At 45.4% G+C, this 15,637-nt stretch carries 22 protein-coding genes; 20 read left to right on the plus strand and 2 right to left on the minus strand.

The window, feature by feature from the left end; genetic code table 11:
* Nucleotides 1-103 precede the first annotated feature (103 nt).
* Complete coding sequence (locus tag CXF89_RS02205) at nucleotides 104-376, plus strand: hypothetical protein (protein WP_121953687.1); 273 nt, start codon at nucleotides 104-106, stop codon at nucleotides 374-376.
* Here CXF89_RS02205 and CXF89_RS02210 read toward each other — a convergent pair.
* Complete coding sequence (locus CXF89_RS02210) at nucleotides 359-1,399, minus strand: phage portal protein (RefSeq protein WP_121953688.1); 1,041 nt, start codon at nucleotides 1,397-1,399, stop codon at nucleotides 359-361. The two genes, CXF89_RS02205 and CXF89_RS02210, sit on opposite strands and share 18 nt — an antisense overlap.
* Nucleotides 1,381-3,159, minus strand: a complete 1,779-nt coding sequence (locus CXF89_RS02215) for a terminase large subunit domain-containing protein (protein ID WP_121953689.1) — start codon at nucleotides 3,157-3,159, stop codon at nucleotides 1,381-1,383. Before CXF89_RS02215 ends, CXF89_RS02210 begins: the two co-directional genes overlap by 19 nt.
* Nucleotides 3,160-3,351: 192 nt before the next feature.
* Here CXF89_RS02215 and CXF89_RS02220 point away from each other — a divergent pair, with 192 nt between their 5' ends.
* The 19 genes from CXF89_RS02220 to CXF89_RS02305 all read left to right on the plus strand — a co-directional run bounded on the left by CXF89_RS02220 (nucleotide 3,352) and on the right by CXF89_RS02305 (nucleotide 15,619).
* On the plus strand, nucleotides 3,352-4,275 hold the full coding sequence (locus tag CXF89_RS02220; protein WP_121953690.1) for a GPO family capsid scaffolding protein: 924 nt from the start codon (nucleotides 3,352-3,354) through the stop codon (nucleotides 4,273-4,275).
* A gap of 54 nt (nucleotides 4,276-4,329) precedes the next feature.
* A complete protein-coding gene (locus tag CXF89_RS02225; RefSeq protein ID WP_121953691.1) occupies nucleotides 4,330-5,340 on the plus strand; it encodes a phage major capsid protein, P2 family in 1,011 nt (336 codons plus the stop codon).
* Nucleotides 5,341-5,398: 58 nt separating this feature from the next.
* Nucleotides 5,399-5,908, plus strand: a complete 510-nt coding sequence (locus CXF89_RS02230) for a hypothetical protein (RefSeq protein WP_121953692.1) — start codon at nucleotides 5,399-5,401, stop codon at nucleotides 5,906-5,908.
* A gap of 47 nt (nucleotides 5,909-5,955) precedes the next feature.
* On the plus strand, nucleotides 5,956-6,567 hold the full coding sequence (gene gpM / locus CXF89_RS02235) for a phage terminase small subunit (protein WP_121953693.1): 612 nt from the start codon (nucleotides 5,956-5,958) through the stop codon (nucleotides 6,565-6,567).
* 109 nt (nucleotides 6,568-6,676) lie between these two features.
* The gene (locus CXF89_RS02240) at nucleotides 6,677-7,129 is read left to right on the plus strand and encodes a head completion/stabilization protein (RefSeq protein WP_121953694.1); all 453 of its coding nucleotides are present in this window, start codon (nucleotides 6,677-6,679) and stop codon (nucleotides 7,127-7,129) included.
* A complete protein-coding gene (locus CXF89_RS02245) occupies nucleotides 7,126-7,608 on the plus strand; it encodes a phage tail protein (RefSeq protein ID WP_024608593.1) in 483 nt (160 codons plus the stop codon). Before CXF89_RS02240 ends, CXF89_RS02245 begins: the two co-directional genes overlap by 4 nt.
* Nucleotides 7,605-8,261: a hypothetical protein gene (locus tag CXF89_RS02250; RefSeq protein WP_121953695.1), complete on the plus strand. Its 657-nt coding sequence runs from the start codon at nucleotides 7,605-7,607 to the stop codon at nucleotides 8,259-8,261. Before CXF89_RS02245 ends, CXF89_RS02250 begins: the two co-directional genes overlap by 4 nt.
* A gap of 4 nt (nucleotides 8,262-8,265) precedes the next feature.
* Complete coding sequence (locus CXF89_RS02255; protein WP_121953696.1) at nucleotides 8,266-9,372, plus strand: DUF2586 domain-containing protein; 1,107 nt, start codon at nucleotides 8,266-8,268, stop codon at nucleotides 9,370-9,372.
* 11 nt (nucleotides 9,373-9,383) lie between these two features.
* Nucleotides 9,384-9,833: a phage protein gene (locus CXF89_RS02260; RefSeq protein WP_121953697.1), complete on the plus strand. Its 450-nt coding sequence runs from the start codon at nucleotides 9,384-9,386 to the stop codon at nucleotides 9,831-9,833.
* Nucleotides 9,834-9,844: 11 nt separating this feature from the next.
* Nucleotides 9,845-10,045 carry a TraR/DksA C4-type zinc finger protein gene (locus CXF89_RS02265; protein ID WP_121953698.1) on the plus strand — a complete coding sequence of 67 codons (201 nt, stop codon included), beginning with the start codon at nucleotides 9,845-9,847 and terminating at the stop codon, nucleotides 10,043-10,045.
* Between the two features lie 4 nt (nucleotides 10,046-10,049).
* Nucleotides 10,050-10,601 (plus strand): pesticin C-terminus-like muramidase, encoded by a 552-nt coding sequence (locus CXF89_RS02270; protein WP_121953699.1) that lies wholly within the window; start codon nucleotides 10,050-10,052, stop codon nucleotides 10,599-10,601.
* A gap of 2 nt (nucleotides 10,602-10,603) precedes the next feature.
* Complete coding sequence (locus tag CXF89_RS02275) at nucleotides 10,604-10,993, plus strand: 3TM-type holin (RefSeq protein ID WP_121953700.1); 390 nt, start codon at nucleotides 10,604-10,606, stop codon at nucleotides 10,991-10,993.
* Nucleotides 10,990-11,244 carry a hypothetical protein gene (locus CXF89_RS02280; protein ID WP_121953701.1) on the plus strand — a complete coding sequence of 85 codons (255 nt, stop codon included), beginning with the start codon at nucleotides 10,990-10,992 and terminating at the stop codon, nucleotides 11,242-11,244. The genes CXF89_RS02275 and CXF89_RS02280 overlap by 4 nt, the downstream gene beginning before the upstream one ends.
* 2 nt (nucleotides 11,245-11,246) lie before the next feature.
* Nucleotides 11,247-11,513 (plus strand): putative phage tail assembly chaperone, encoded by a 267-nt coding sequence (locus CXF89_RS02285; protein WP_121953702.1) that lies wholly within the window; start codon nucleotides 11,247-11,249, stop codon nucleotides 11,511-11,513.
* A gap of 47 nt (nucleotides 11,514-11,560) precedes the next feature.
* Nucleotides 11,561-11,701 carry a DUF6890 family protein gene (locus CXF89_RS21545; RefSeq protein WP_374703121.1) on the plus strand — a complete coding sequence of 47 codons (141 nt, stop codon included), beginning with the start codon at nucleotides 11,561-11,563 and terminating at the stop codon, nucleotides 11,699-11,701.
* Complete coding sequence (locus CXF89_RS02290) at nucleotides 11,702-13,462, plus strand: phage tail tape measure protein (RefSeq protein ID WP_121953703.1); 1,761 nt, start codon at nucleotides 11,702-11,704, stop codon at nucleotides 13,460-13,462.
* Nucleotides 13,459-13,794, plus strand: a complete 336-nt coding sequence (locus tag CXF89_RS02295; RefSeq protein ID WP_121953704.1) for a DUF2590 family protein — start codon at nucleotides 13,459-13,461, stop codon at nucleotides 13,792-13,794. Before CXF89_RS02290 ends, CXF89_RS02295 begins: the two co-directional genes overlap by 4 nt.
* Complete coding sequence (locus CXF89_RS02300; RefSeq protein WP_121953705.1) at nucleotides 13,794-14,990, plus strand: baseplate J/gp47 family protein; 1,197 nt, start codon at nucleotides 13,794-13,796, stop codon at nucleotides 14,988-14,990. The genes CXF89_RS02295 and CXF89_RS02300 overlap by 1 nt, the downstream gene beginning before the upstream one ends.
* Nucleotides 14,987-15,619 carry a hypothetical protein gene (locus tag CXF89_RS02305; protein WP_121953706.1) on the plus strand — a complete coding sequence of 211 codons (633 nt, stop codon included), beginning with the start codon at nucleotides 14,987-14,989 and terminating at the stop codon, nucleotides 15,617-15,619. Before CXF89_RS02300 ends, CXF89_RS02305 begins: the two co-directional genes overlap by 4 nt.
* Nucleotides 15,620-15,637 lie beyond the last annotated feature (18 nt).

Here is a 15,637-nt window from a genome sequence, read left to right on the forward strand (position 1 = left end):
TACAGTGCTTTTATGCATAACAAATAAGCATTTACAAATAGTAGCAATATACCTAAAATAAATTAATTATCACTTAAGTGATAAGTAATTTAAGGGTTTTAGTATGCAATATTTGTTTAAAGGGTCACAAAGCCAAGAGCGATTAGATTGGTTATTCGCTATGTGCAAAATTAAAAGTGCCGACATAAAAGCCGCCGCAAGTGATCACCTGGTTAAAGGCATGAGCAAAACCCATGCAGCACTGTTAAATAACGTACCCGCGCCAAATTTAACGCGAGCATTAAAAACCTTAAATACCTATGCCGGATTAGTCGAAAAAATAAAAGCGCACGATGCGCAGCATAGCAAGTTTTACGCTTTACGCGCTGGGCTCTAAATCAAAATTTAGCTGTAACTTACTGCCAATTTCAGGATCCCTTGCTACTTCATCACTCATTAATTTAATAAGCGGTTTAGTCTCATTTTTAAAATACATGGCATCGTATTTAGTCGGGTCGCCAAGGCCTGCATTGTTAGCCGGAATAATACCCGCCAAGCCAGGCGGAAAACGGTGGGCGTTTAATATATCTTGCGCCGATACGTTTTTAACGTTCATAAACTCGTCTTTACTTTCAAAATTACCCACAGGGATTATTTGTAAGCCTTTTTCTTTACCGTTGGGTATGTTTACAAACAACGAGCGAAAGTTACCCACGCCTTTACTGTCTTGTATTTTTTCTTTTATATCGTCTTCAACGTCAGGGTCTAGGTTCGGGTCGGTCGCATACATAATAAAGCCCATGTGCGCACCGTTTAAAAAATACTTACGGCGGAATAGCGTAGCGTCTTCATTTAATAACGTAGCCTGTAAGCCCCCTAAGTAATCGGCCAAACCATACACTTGCTGCACTGGGTCGTACTGGCGAACCCAAATAATGTCGCGCTTTTTATATTTTTTAACTTGGCTATTTCGCTCAAGCACCACAGCGCCACCATCACCCCCAACACGAGTACGGTAACTAGGCAGCGGAAACAGCCTTACTATTTGCCCAAAGCCATTACGTATTTTTAATAAGGCCACATCACCAAATTGAACCAGGTTTAAAAAGCCTGCTTGTACTTGCTGCGCGCTCATACCGCCACTAATAAAACGGCTCGCGGCCATGTTTGCACGGCTTTGAACTATGCCGCCGTGCTGGGCATTACGGCGGGTTAAGTTGGCTAATAAATGGCGGTCTACGGGTGGTTCCCAATACTGCTCAGTATCGTTATAAAATAGCGAGTCGTAATCGGTTAGCCACATGTCGGGCATAACTTGCTCAGGTAAGCCAAACACAACGGGCGCATTTTGCTTACCTTGCTGATCGTCTGGTTGCTGGGTTAACTGCTCAGCGTTTTGGTCTAATTCTGCATGGTCCATCGTGATTTTCTCTTGTGTGCATGGTTAAGGGGTTCGTTAATAACAGCGTGGCTAATAGCAAAAAATACGTCTGCATGGCCTATGGTGTTATCGCGGCTGGCTTTAAAGGTTATGGCGCCGCCCGAGTCGGTGCTGGTGCGGCGTATTGAAAGGCAGCTCATAGCAATGTCTTTATGGGATGCATCCCATTCAAGTCGGCCACCTTCAATAAGGTCTATCATTTTAAGTACTAAGCGGGTTTTACTGCCTACGCTGTAATGTATGGCCGTAGCTTCACGCGGGTACAGCGTGCTTATTGAGTCAAACACTCCCGCACCAATGCCCGTGGTATCTACACCAATATAAGTAACGCGGTATTTGGCATAAATTTTTTGAATTTCGCTCACATGGTGCGAAAAGTTCATCCCGCGCCAATAGTGTTTTTCAAGTATTCTGAATTTTTCGCCAGGCTTTTCAGGCGGGGCAACTACTACTAGTGCGGCATTATCGCGGGTGCGTGATGGGTCGTAACCTAACCACACCTCACGGTTACCAAATGGTTGTGCGGCATTGGGTTTGTGGTCTTGCCAGCGGGTGGCATCAACCATGGCTTTTTCAAGGTCGCTAAATTTAAATATACTGTCGGCATCGTCCACAAAGATGCACATAAACAGGTTATTAAAATCATCAGCGTTGTATTCATCGCGCAACTCGTCAATATCGAATAACTCACAGCCACCACGCAAGGCATCTTCAATGGTAACTACATAGCGCCATTGTTTATCGGGGCACAGCCTGCCGTTATCGCGCAGCTCTACAAAGGTTGGGAACTCAATTTCTTCGCGTTCGGCGCGGCCTTGTCGCCAGTGATCACCCGTCCAAAATGTATAAGCAGGGTGCGCTTTAGTCGACGGGGTTGAAAAATACGTTTTACGCCACTTTTTATGTGTGGCCATGGCACTGGCTAATTTGTTTAGCTCGTTAAACTTACCAATCCAAAAATATTCATCTACATAAACATGGCCGTGGTAACTTTGCGCCGTTTTGCTGTTGGTACTTAAAAACCTTAATTCAGCATCACCATGGGCAGTGTGCAAAGTAATAGGATTACCGGTTAGCTCAATTTCAAAAAATTCTTGCGCAATAGCAATTATATAACTGCGAAACACCTCAGCCTGTGCACGACTCGCAGACAGGAATATTTGTGGGTCGCCCGTTAAAACCGCATCTTTAAACGCTTCACCTGCAAAATAATACGTTGCCCCAATTTGGCGGCTTTTTAAAATATTACGAATACGTTGATGCAAGTTTTCGTGCATCGTTTTTTGATAACCAAATAACGAATCAAACCAAGTACCAAAATCCTCTTCGGTTAAATGGCTAACATCGTTTTTACGCTTGCGGCCTTTGCTTTTACCACCTTCGCTATTATTGTTTTTGTTACCGCCTTTATTAGTGCTTGGTGGCTCGTTAGCCTGGGCTGCTTTTTTAGCTTGATCAACACGCTGTTTTTTAAGCTTAACGTGCTTTTCTATCAGCATGTCTAGCTCTTTTATTTGATTGCCTGTTTTGTCGCTAACGTCGGTAAGTATTAAAATTCGCCGTGCAATAGCTTCGTCTACGTCTTCCTCGCGCAGCATATCGCGCCAATTGTATTTATCGGCCCAATAGTAAATAACACGGTTATTTGGTAGCCCCAGTTCATCGCGTATTTCGTCGGGCGTGTGGTGGCGTAAATAAAGCCGCTTTGCTGCTTCGCGTATTTCAGATGAATAAGCCATTGCTTAATATAAGTGCTCATAAAATTAGTAACTAGGCACAGTGTATTGGTTTACAATAAGCTTATAACCGCATAAAAACCCTCATTTTTCCTAAAACCTCAATCTAGGAATTACCAAAAAGCTAACCAATGTATTCAGCCTTTTTTTATAGCTATGCTGCGTTTAAATATTAAGTAACGCGGTAAGCAAGTAATGGCAAAGCAATCAGGTTGGGTAATTGCAGCAACAGAAGGCGCAACGGTAGACGGCCGTATTATTTCAAAAGAATGGATTAATCAAATGGCCGCATCGTATTCAGTTGACGAATACACCGCGCTTATTTGGCCTGAGCATTTTCGTTCAAGTTGGGGCCCAAGCGAGGGTAAAAACTGGGGCACTGTTGACGAAGTAAAAGCCGCTAAACAAGGTGGTAAATTACGCCTGTTTGTAAAAGTAACCGCTAACGACTACCTACTTAATGCCAACAAAGACGGCCAAAAGCTGTTTATGTCTATTGAGCCAAACCCCGACTACAAAAGCGAAGGGCGCTGCTACTTACAAGGCCTTGCCGTTACCGACTCGCCAGCCAGTTCAGGCACCAGCCGCTTAAAATTCTCTATTGGTGATAACGAAGCAGATCACGAATATAGCCAACTCGAAACGCTACAACACAGTGACTTTATTACCACCAATAGCGAACCAAATATAAACATCACAGCCGATGAGCAAGCGCAAGGCTTGAAAATGCTTTCGCAATTTTTCAACCTGTTTTCAGGTAAGCAAAAACCAGCAGAACCCACCGAGGAAGACACCATGAAACAAGAACAGTTTGATGCCCTAATGGGCAAGTTTGAAGGAATTGAAGCCAAGGTGACTGACCTTGAAAATAAATTCAGCAAGCAGCCAAAAGGCGAAGAAGCCACGCCAAAAGCCGAAGAAAAACCGCCAGTCGTAGAGCCTGAAGGTGATAAGCCAGAAACAGGCGTAACCGCCGAGCAATTTAGCCAGTTAATGGAAAAAATGGACGGCTTTGGCAAAAAGGTTGACGGCATTGAAACCAAATTTAACGCCCTTAGCCAAGAGCAAGGTGGCCAAGAGCCAGACCCAGTAGGCGGCGAAACCGTAAGCCTGGTTTAAACAAACGCTTAACCACGTTTACTTTTATTAATGCATAACAGAGCGAGATAACGCATGCACTTAAATCAAACAGCCGCTGGGTTTTTAAAAACATACTCGGTGCAAGTAGCAAAATCATTTGGTGTAGAAGACGCATCACATAAATTTGCCATTTCAGACCCAATGGAAACAAAACTGCGCGCCGCGCTTTTAGAGTCGGTCGAATTTTTACGCATGATCACCACCATGCAAGTAGACCAAATTAAAGGCCAAGTTGTAAAAGTAGGTAACTACGGTATTGCAACAGGGCGTAAAGCGGGTGGCCGTTTTACATCAACGCAAAATGTTAATGGCCATGGTTATGAACTGACCGAAACCGATTCGTGCTCAGCAACAACATGGGCGTTGTTATCTACATGGGCTAATGCCGGTAACTTAAACGAGTTCATGAAACTCATTAACCAAAATGCCACGCTGCGTTTTGCACTCGACATGCTGCGCGTTGGTTTTAATGGTGTATCGGCTGCTGCCACATCAGACCCAATTGCCAACCCAAATGGCGAAGACGTAAACAAAGGCTGGCATCAAATCGTTAAAGAAAAAGCGGCTGATCAAATCATGACTGATCCTATTTACTTTGACCCAGATGGCGCAGGCGATTACAAAACGTTAGACGCTATTGTTACCGAGCTTAAAAATACGCTTATTCACCCATCATTACGTAACGACCCACGCCTAGTTGTATTGGTTGGTAACGACCTTACGGCCACTGCGCAAACGCATATGATGAACCAAGCCGACAAGCCAAGCGAAAAAGTAGCCGCACAGCAAATGGATAAAAACATTGGTGGTATGCGTGCATATACGCCGCCGTTCTTCCCAGGTAAACGCATTGCAGTAACCATTTTAAGCAACTTGCATATTTACACGCAAAAAGGCACAGCGCACCGCAAAGCAAAAGACGAAGAAGACCGCAAGCAATACGAAAACTCATACTGGCGTAACGAAGGCTACGCACTCGAAGAGTTTGAAGCGTACGCAGCCGTTGACGAAAGCGCCATGAACATTGGCCCTAACCCAGCTTAATCATTAATTGCTAGGCCTAACCGCCTAGCTGTTATCCAATTATTAAAAGGTAAGTGCTATGAGTGCCATTGCTAATTTTAAAAAACGCCGACTTGCTTCAAAAGCTAAAGGCGAAACCAAAGCAACAACGGGTAATGCGCAAATCACCATTACCCCACAAAACACCGCGCTTAAATTACTCGCGCAGTTGTTAGGTTGTGACGAATCAAAAGAGATTGAAACAGCGCAAGAATACGTTGACCAAAATATTAAGTTTTTTTGTGAAGATGATCTGCCAACTCTGCATGTTGATAGCGAAAAAGAACAGGTTGATGTTTCAAACGTTGAAGATGCAACTGACGAGCTTAACCAAAGCATAGACAGCGCAAGCAATGCAGCAGGCGACATTGAAAGCGCCGCAGATAAAGCCAGCGATGCAGCTAGTGATTTAGCTTACCAAGCCGACGACATTAACGCCGCTAATAGCGCCTTGGCCGATACGGTTGAAGAGCTAAAAAAGCCGTCGGCGGCGCAAAACTCCTCCAATTCAAAGAAAAAAACCGAGCCAAAAAACAGCTCGAAAAAGTAAGCGTAACAGGCTCAGGGCAATACGCCCCAAGCCTGCACTTACAGCTCATTGAATTAGAAGACGACTTAAAACGCTTAAAAAGCTATGTAACCCGCGCCGACAAAATAGCCCACAAACGTGATGTGTTATTGCCAAAGTGGTTACCCATAGTTGATGACTATTTAGCAAAAGAAGGAAAGCAAAATGAAGATAACCCGATTTTCGCGTATTGCACTGTGTGGCTGTTTGACGTTGGCAATCTCAGCCGTGGCCTTGAGTTTGGCTTTAGAGCCATTGAGCTTAACCAGCCCATGGCTAACAGCATACGCCGCAAGTGGCCTGGTTTTATTGCCGACACTGTTTTTGATTGGGCAGACACCCAAGCAGAAAAAGGCAACAGCATTGAGCCGTATTTTGGCCAAGTGTTTAGCTGCGTTGCGAACACGTGGAAATTACCTGAGCAAGTTACGGCTAAGTACTACAAGTTTGCAGGCCTTGCGTTACTGCGCAGCAAAAACGGCGATGTTTCGCCATCGCATGTGGGCGACGTGCAAAGGCTCCAACAAGCAGATGGCTACTTAGCCAAAGCCGCAGAGCTACATAAACACGCACAAGTTAAAACAGTACGAAACAAAATAGCCATGAGATTAAGAGCCATTGCCGAGCTAAATGCTCAGTAATAGCCATTACTCCCAACCCTCCAGTGCACTAGCCGAGCGTTTAACGGGCGACCGTTAATAACCGCGTCGACGCTAACTGCACTGAACCTAATTGAACAAGGTATGTGGTATGTCATTTGGATTTGAAGCAACAGCACAAAACAGCATTGAAATAGATGCTGCAAGCGGCTGGCCAGCGCTAAGCACTGGCGAGTTTCGTGATCATCGCCGCATACCTGAATTTTATGAAGAAACCGTAATAGCCGACTCATTAAACCGCAGCGCATTAGAAGTACAACAACAGCTAAGTAACTTTTTCATGAAACAAGCAGACACGGACGTCACTTTTACGCTTGTTAACGGCGTACCTAACTTTAACGATAAACAGCAAAGTGTTTACCGTGGCGCCGTGTATGCCCGTTCGCATTCAGATTTAATGGGCTACTTTTCAGCAGTTGACCAAAAAGACGCAGGCAATAACAAAGCCGATAGCGTTGATCAGCAAGATGCAATATTAGCGCAATCAAACCGCAGCATTCGTTTACTGCTTGGCCTTGGCCGTGCAGGAGTGCACACGCTATGAGCCAAACAATTACCCAATTGCAGCAACTAACCGACTTTTTAAACTCAAGTTTAAAAGGCGCTATTCACACTAACAACATAGACGCCTGGCAAGAACGCGGCACACTAATAATGAGCGGCGAAGACAAAGGCCAAGACGGCTACGCCGTTGCTAAATGGAAACACACCGCCGTAATCGCAATAGAAAAATTCCCGCACCGCAAAGTAAACCCTTACAACTTACTTGCGATGGTGGGCGCCTTTTTAATCGATAGCAGTTGGCCACGTGACGAATACGGCCTAGACGACCCCGAAATAGACATTGATGTTGTGAGCAAAGACAACGCCACCGTGTTAATTGACGTGCAACTAATTGACGACATAGAGCTAATACCCGCCGAAAACGGCCCTGTTTTATTTAACGGTGCGCGTTATTACGTATCGCTAGCGCCAATTAGTGTGGCCGAAGATGTAGACGTAGATATTAAGGGGCAATCATGAGTTTAGTGATCACCCCAAATAGCAAACAAGCGCTCAGTGCAAAGCAGCAACTGCAGCTATTAGCATTGCCAAACGGTAAGCGTGTTCGCGTACTTAAAACACTAGGACGGTATGAGCGCCAGCTCGCTCGCAAGCGGATAAAAACACAAACCACCGTTGAGGGTAATAAGTTTGCAAGTCGCACTGATGGCAAAAAAACCAAAATGCTTAAACGCATGGGTAAAACACTAGAGCCTTACGTAAAAGGCGGTAAGCGCTTAGAGCTTAAACATAAAGCCGGGCTTACTGGGCGTATTGCCGCACTACACCAAGAAGGTGGCAGCGAGCAAATGACCTCATCACGTATGAGCCGTATTCATGGCAAGCCAGATTACAAAGCACCGTGTACACGCAGCCAAGCAAAGGCATTAGCAGCTGAGGGTTACAAAGTACGTCGAGCAAAAGGCAAAGGCTACCGCCGCGCCACCATTAAAGAAATTGCAGGGAGCTTAACCCATGGCAAAGCCACATTAGTGTTAAGTGAATTGCGAGGCCAAAAAAGCCGTAAAAGCTGGCAAATACCTGTAAAGGCGCGGCCATTTTTAGGCGATACCACCGCCAACGTGCAAGCGCAACTAGCCACAATTTTAAACCAACTCAATAAACGAGGATAAACCCATGTCACTAGGTAAAGTGCAAGTTAACAATCTGAATTTAGGGCAAGGCGACATCCAAGGTGTTGAACGACACTTTTTGTTTGTTGGCCGTGCGGGTTCAGTAGATGAAGAAAGCCAATTATTTAGCGTAGGCGCGCAAACAGTATTAGCCGACACCTTTGCAGACAGCCCATTACTTGAAATAGTAAAAGCCGCGCAATTAAACGCAGGCCAAAACTGGACTGCAGCAGTTTATCCACTGGCCGAAGGTGAAAGCATTACCGATGCCATTGACCGCGCCAACGAAGTACAAAGCTTTGAAATGATAGTTGTATGTGACGAGCAAACAACCAGCGCAGGCTTAACCGATATTCACGATCATCTAACGTCATTGCAAGCCACATTAGGGCGTTTTGTTTCGGCATTGGTTGCCGTACCAGGTATTGATGAAGTCACACAAACATGGTCGCAATATGAAGCCGCGACTATTGCACTGCAAGCCGATATTGCCGCGCACTTAGTGGTACCCGTACCGCAATTACACGCTAATAATGTTGGCGTATTAGCAGGGCGACTATGCAACCGTTCAGTAAGCATTGCTGACAGCCCAATGCGCGTAGCAACAGGCAGCGTATTAGGTTTAGGCGAAGCACCCGTTGATACGAACGACGACCCGTTATCACTTGCCACATTAGAAACATTAGCCAATGCACGCATGAGCGTACCGCAGTGGTATAGCGATTTTGAAGGGACCTATTGGAGCGATGCACAAACGCTAGACGCTGCAGGTGGCGATTACCAATACCTTGAGCATTTACGCCCAGTGCATAAAGCCAGCCGCGAAGTACGTGTGCTTGCCATTCGCCGTATTGCCAACCGCGCCCTTAACTCAACACCAAACAGTATTGAACTAAACAAGGCGTATTTTATGCGCCCACTACGCGCCATGAGCAAGAGTACCACCATTTTAGGCACGCAGTTCCCTGGTGAAATACAGCCACCGGTTGAAGGCGACATAACCATTGTATGGACCAGCAATAAAAGCGTGGTTATTTACATGGTGCTGCGCCCGTACAACAGCCCAAAAGAAATTACCGTAAATATTTTGCTTGATTTAAGCAGCAACTAGGAGCACTCACCATGCGTTTATCAGGAATGAATTTTAACGTGAACTTGGGCGACATTATGGTCCAAGTTGACACAGCATCACTGGCGATTACCGACAACAGTGCCGTAAGCCAAACCAGTGGCGTACCCGATGGCTCAGTTGATGGCGACGTAGCGGCCAGCGGCGAACTGTCGGTTAACGCGAGTAACTTTGCGCTTATATCGGATGCCGCAAAAAGCGCCGGTTCGTGGCGTGGCATGGAACCGTTCGACATTATGTTTTACGCCAAAACCAGCCAAGACGAAATGAAAGTAGAAGCTTTTGGTTGCCGCATTAAGCTAAGCGACATTTTAGACATAGACAAAAAAGGCGGCAGCGCCAGCCTGTTTAAAATTCCGTTTGATGTAACCGACCCCGACTTTGTAAAAATTAACGGTGTGCCATACCTGCGCCCCGAAGAAATTGAAAACATAGTGCAATAGGGTGCGAGTAGATGGACTTTATCGACCACCTAACCATTGCACAGGAACGCGCCGATCAGCAGTTTATTGATCAGCGCCTAAAAGGACTTAACAACAGCCGCGTTATTAGTGCAACGGACTGCATTGATTGCGGCGACCCAATACCCAAAGCGCGGCAAAAAGCCATAAAAGGTGTGCAGCGCTGTGTACCGTGCCAATCGTTAAGCGAGTAGCAAAATGACCAATATTAAAGTGAATTACAATTTTATTTCAGAGCTAGAAGGCGGCGCGAAACTAAACGGCTATGTGCCAGATGCAGCCAATTCTAAATCTGGAGTAACCATTGCCACTGGCTTTGATATTGGCCAATGCGACGAAGCCGCATTGAAATACTTATTGCCCGAATTTATTGCTAATAAATTAAAGCGTTTTTGCTTATTAAAAGGCGAGCAAGCATTAAAAGCATGTAAGCAAAACCCGCTTAACATTAACGAAAATGAAGCAACCATTATTGATTTATGCGTTAAGCAGCAATCAACCGATTACCTAGTTGCTACTTACAACAAGCATTCAGCCATTAAGTTTGAGCAACTGCCAGAACCTATGCAAACCGTTATTGCGTCGGTGGCATTTCAATATGGCAATTTAGCAAAGCGTTGCCCTAACTTTTGGCGCACGGCCATAACCCAAAACACGCAAGCCATGATTGACGAACTGGTTAACTTTGGCGACCGATACACAACGCGCCGCTGGCGTGAAGCTACTTATTTACAACAAGCGGAGTGCTGATCATGGGCTGGTTTTCAAAAGTATTTAATGGCAACCCAATAGAAGCCATTGGCAAAGCGGGCGATGCGTTATTCACATCAGACGAAGAACGCCAGCAGCTAAGCAACGATTTAGCAGAGATTCAGCAAAAACCGCTGCTAATGCAAGCGCTAGCAAATACCCATGCAGCACAACACCGCTCAACGTTTGTAGCAGGTGCTCGGCCATTTTTACTCTGGGTGTGCGGTTTTGGCTTTTTGTTTACCTTTTTAATTAACCCTATTTTGCAATGGATTATGCCAGAAGCCGGAACGCCAGAACTACCAACCGACGTATTGATGGAATTAACACTGGCATTACTTGGCCTAGCAAGTTTAAGAACAATAGAAAAAATTAAAGGGGTAGCCAAGTGAAAGAAGTAGCCGACTGGATAATGGTAGCCATTGCCTTTATTAGCCTAGTGCTAACCGTATTAGTGCCGCTGTTAGTGAGCCTATTTAACGCCCACAAAGCAACGGCCAAAGAGCTAAGCGACCACAAAACCCACGTTGCCGAAACGTACGCCACCAAAACCGATTTTGAAAAATTAACTGATCGTATGGAAAGCCGCATTAAAGACGGATTTGAAACACTCGAAAAACTATTAACCAAATCTAAGGAATAACCATGAAACAAACAATTACATTAACCATCTCAGGTACAGACTTTAAATTTAACATGACAGTGCAAGACCACAGCGACTTTGTAGACTCGGTAGCGCGTGGCGGCTCAATGACCGCAGCATCACACAACATGGTTATGCGCACCATTACCGACGAGCAAAAACCAGAACTTAAAAAAGTACTTGAAAGCGCGCCAGGCTCAGAACTGCAAATAGCATCAATGCTTAAAACAGAGTTTTCGCCAGTGCTGGAAATTGCCGTAAAAAAATAGAAGGGCTGATTGATTCAATCGACTCGAATCAGCTTGAACAACTATTTATTTTACGTCGTCACTTTTTACCACATGATCAAGACGACGAGCAAAACTTAGCCCGCGCGGGTTGGCTGTATAAAAACCAGCGCGAAAACCTAGAAAACATAATAACCAATGCAGTGTGCAAAGCCTTTGGGGGCAAGTAAATGAGTTTACCGCAACAGCTAATGTTTACCGTTGGTATGATTGACCAAATTACTAAGCCGATTGCCAAAATAAGCAATAGCCTTAATGGTTTAACCAACGACTACCAACGCGGCACCATGAAAATGGCGTCGGGCGTTGCGGGTATTGCGGCCAGTGGTTATGCACTGCAAAACGCGCTCATGCCAGCCATAGAAATGGACCGCGCACTAGGCGAAGTAAGCTCGCTTGGTGTGCGCGAGTCTGCATTAAAACAACTTACCGACACCTCGTACCAATTTGCCCTTAAGTACGGAAAATCGTCTACCGAATTTGTTAAATCGAGTTACGACATACAAAGTGCCATTGCCGGGCTAAACGATGCCGACTTATCGGCATTTACGCTATCGAGCAACGTATTAGCTGCGGCCACCAAGTCAGACGCAGGCACTATTACAAATTACATGGGCACCATGTACGGTATTTTTAAAAACCAAGCCAACGAAATGGGCAAAGGCGAATGGGTAGAACAACTAACCGGCATGACCGCAACCGCAGTACAAGCGTTTAAAACCACAGGCACTGAAATGTCGAGCGCGTTTACCGCCATTGGTGCAGAGGCAACCAGCGCCGGTATAAGCATGAGCGAGCAAATGGCCATACTAGGCACATTGCAAGCGACTATGTCGGGCAGTGAAGCCGGTACAAAATACAAATCGTTTTTAGGTGGCGTAGGCAAAGCGCAAGACGCGCTAGGCCTAAGCTTTACCGACAGCCAAGGCAAAATGTTGCCAATAATAGACATACTCAACAAAATAAAAGGCAAGTACGGCGAAACCATAGACGTAGCAGAAGGCGACGAGCTTAAAAAAGCATTTGGCTCAGCCGAAGCCGTTGGCACCATAAAGTTACTCATGAACGACATTAACGGCCTAGGTAAATCAATAAACGAGCTGAGTAATGTTTTTGGTATGGAAAAAGCCGAAGAAATGGCGCAAGCAATGACCGACCAAACTGAGCGCCTTGGCCAAAGTTGGTATGTAATACGCGCCGCATGGGGCAGTGCAATACTGCCCGTATTTAACGACTTTGTAGGCTTAATTGCTGACATGGGAACTGGTGTTGTGTGGTTTACCGAAGCATTCCCTAATTTAACAAAATGGATAGGTTACGCGGCCGTATTCATATTGGGCTTAGTAGCTGCGGGCGGACTAATTTCGGTAGTTATGGGAGCTGCAACTATGGCCATGACCGCATGGAATACAGCAACAATGATTGGTAGAGGGATAAGTGCAGCGTGGACAGCCTCAATAGCATTTTTAAAAGGCGCAATGCTTGCACTTAATATTGTTATGTACGCCAATCCAATTTTATTAATTGTTGCAGGAATAGTTGCCGCAATAGCCGCCGTGGGTGCACTGATTTATTACTGGGACGACCTAAAAGCCACTATGGGCGAATGGGGGTGGATAAAAGCAATTGTAGGCGTGTTTACCTCGGTTTGGTCAACCGTTAAAAATTTATTTACTGGCTACCTAAATTGGTGGATAGACAAAATAAATATGCTGCCAGGCGTAGACATAGAACTAATAAGTTCAGGTTCTAATGCCAGCACATCAAGCATCGACGCAATAGAGCCAATTAGAAGTAAAGCCGAAAAAGGCGGTATTACTCAGCAAATTAGTAACGCAAACCAACAAAAATCAACCAGCGTTGGCACGGTTAACGTGTACCCAGCCAAAGGCGAAACTAACTTTATGAACTTTGTGGAAATGCAGTCATGAGTATTTATAGCGACCTACATATTAAAAATGGCGATGTGGTGTTAGACGCAGGCAACAACCCAACGTATTTAAGCAACCGCGACGTAATAGCCCAAGACATAGTGCACGCAATTTTAGACACCGGCCTTGCAAACTTATTAGTAAGCGACCGAGGAACAGGCGTAACCCAAGACACCCAAACGCAAATAAAGCTACTGGTTGAAGACGACTTACGCATTATGCCTGGCACCGTGCAAGTTGAGCAAAACCAAGTTAACAAAGGCCAGTGGTGGGTACATGCTAAAACCATAGAGTTTGGCGCTATTTCATCATTGATCATCGAGGCACAATAATGGCTGACCTAACCCCAATAATCGACTTTAAACGCATTGTAGAAAACGCAGGCATTCCCACTACTGAGGAAGGCTGGAAAACGCTATTTAAACAAGACGTAGACGCAAGCGGCAGTATTATTGCAAACGAGTCGCCATATTCACCATTTTGGCGACTAATTAGCGCCATTGTGGCAAAACCTGCAACATGGTTAGTAAACAAAGTATTAATTGAAAAAATACTCCCAAACCTGTTTTTACAAACGGCCACCGACAGCCAATTTATTGAAGCCAAAGCGTGGGAGCACGACCTAATCCGTAAAAGCGAAGAGCGCACACAAGGCAAAGTGCGTTTTAACCGCGCCGCCAATACAGGCCCCAGCTTATTAATTAGCGCCGGTACAGTAATACAAACCGATGCCATAAACGGCACGGTTTACCGTGTGCTAACCATTAACGACGTAATATTGACTGAAAACCAAACCAGCGTATTAGTGCCAGTAATTGCCGAAAACGCAGGCTCAGCTTACAACCTAGGCGCAGGTTACTACCATATTTTACCCGAAGCGGTTACAGGTATTAGCAGCGCTATAAACGACGAACACTGGCTTGATGCACTCGGTGCCGATGCAGAAACAAACCAAGATTTAAAACTACGTACCCGCAACGCATTTACCGCCGCAGCGCCGTGGCACATTGACGCCGTTTACCGCGCTATTTTAACGCAGCGATCAGGCCTTGATACCGACAATATATTTTTTGAACACGATGCACCGCGTGGCCCGGGCACTGCAAACGCCTATATTTTGTTAGACACCGGTACACCAAGCCAAAGCTTAATAGATGATTTAAACGACTATGTTATGGCAAAAGGCTTTCATGGCCATGGCGATGATTTACAAGTAATGGCCATGCCAGGCATTAATGTAAGTGTAGGCGTAACCATTTACCCACACGCCTACCTGCTCGAAACCCAAGTAACGGCATTGCTCGCCAATATTGAAAACTTTATACGCAGCGCGTTTAGAGAAAACACCGACTACACAGTAACTAAAACGCAGCCAGCTAGCCGCTTTAGCTTTAGCCGCCTAAGCCAAGAGCTGCACAAAGAGTTTGACGGTATCGACTCATTAAACTGGCATCAAACCGATATAACCAGCCAAAACAACGTGCCGCGCTTAACCGCGCTAACCATAGAAAACGGTAATGCACTATGAACATAAACTGGCAAGCGCTCACCAAAATGCCGTACTGGCTAGCCCGCCCTAAAAGCGAGCTAGACAAACTACGCCAAGCCGCTGTTATTTATTGGCAGCGCGTAGCCGACATGCTGGCATGGCCTGCAAAACAGCTCGACCCAATGACCGCTGAACTAGAGCTAGTAAACCTACTCGCATGGGAGCGTGACATTAGCCAAATACCTAACGAAACCGAGCTAATGTACCGCACCCGCGTTAAATACGCCCTGCAATTTGCCAAAGGAGCAGGCAGTAAAGAGGGGTGGTATTTCATGTTTGAAAAAATCGGTACGCCGTGGATCACCATTGACGAACGAGTAAGCGAAACCGATTGGGATGTAGTGAGTTTACAGCTTTTAGACTCGGATTTAGCCGAGCGAAATAACTTAATAGATAACATTTGCAGGCAGTACGGACGAACAACACGGCGCTACCAATACGACACAATTGCCAGCATGCCACTTATTGCACCGCCAAACGACTTTGCATTAGACAGCCTAACCGGCTTTGCAAAGCTAAGCGACGACATGAGCCCAAAGCTTGGGTTGGCGTTAATGGATAACGAATCACATTTTATTATTGCAACAAATAAACAGCTTATTAGCTAAAACAAAAGAGGAATTAAC

Origin of the sequence: Pseudoalteromonas sp. MelDa3 (assembly GCF_002863625.1) — a bacterium.
Taxonomy (GTDB): Bacteria; Pseudomonadota; Gammaproteobacteria; order Enterobacterales; family Alteromonadaceae; genus Pseudoalteromonas; species Pseudoalteromonas arctica.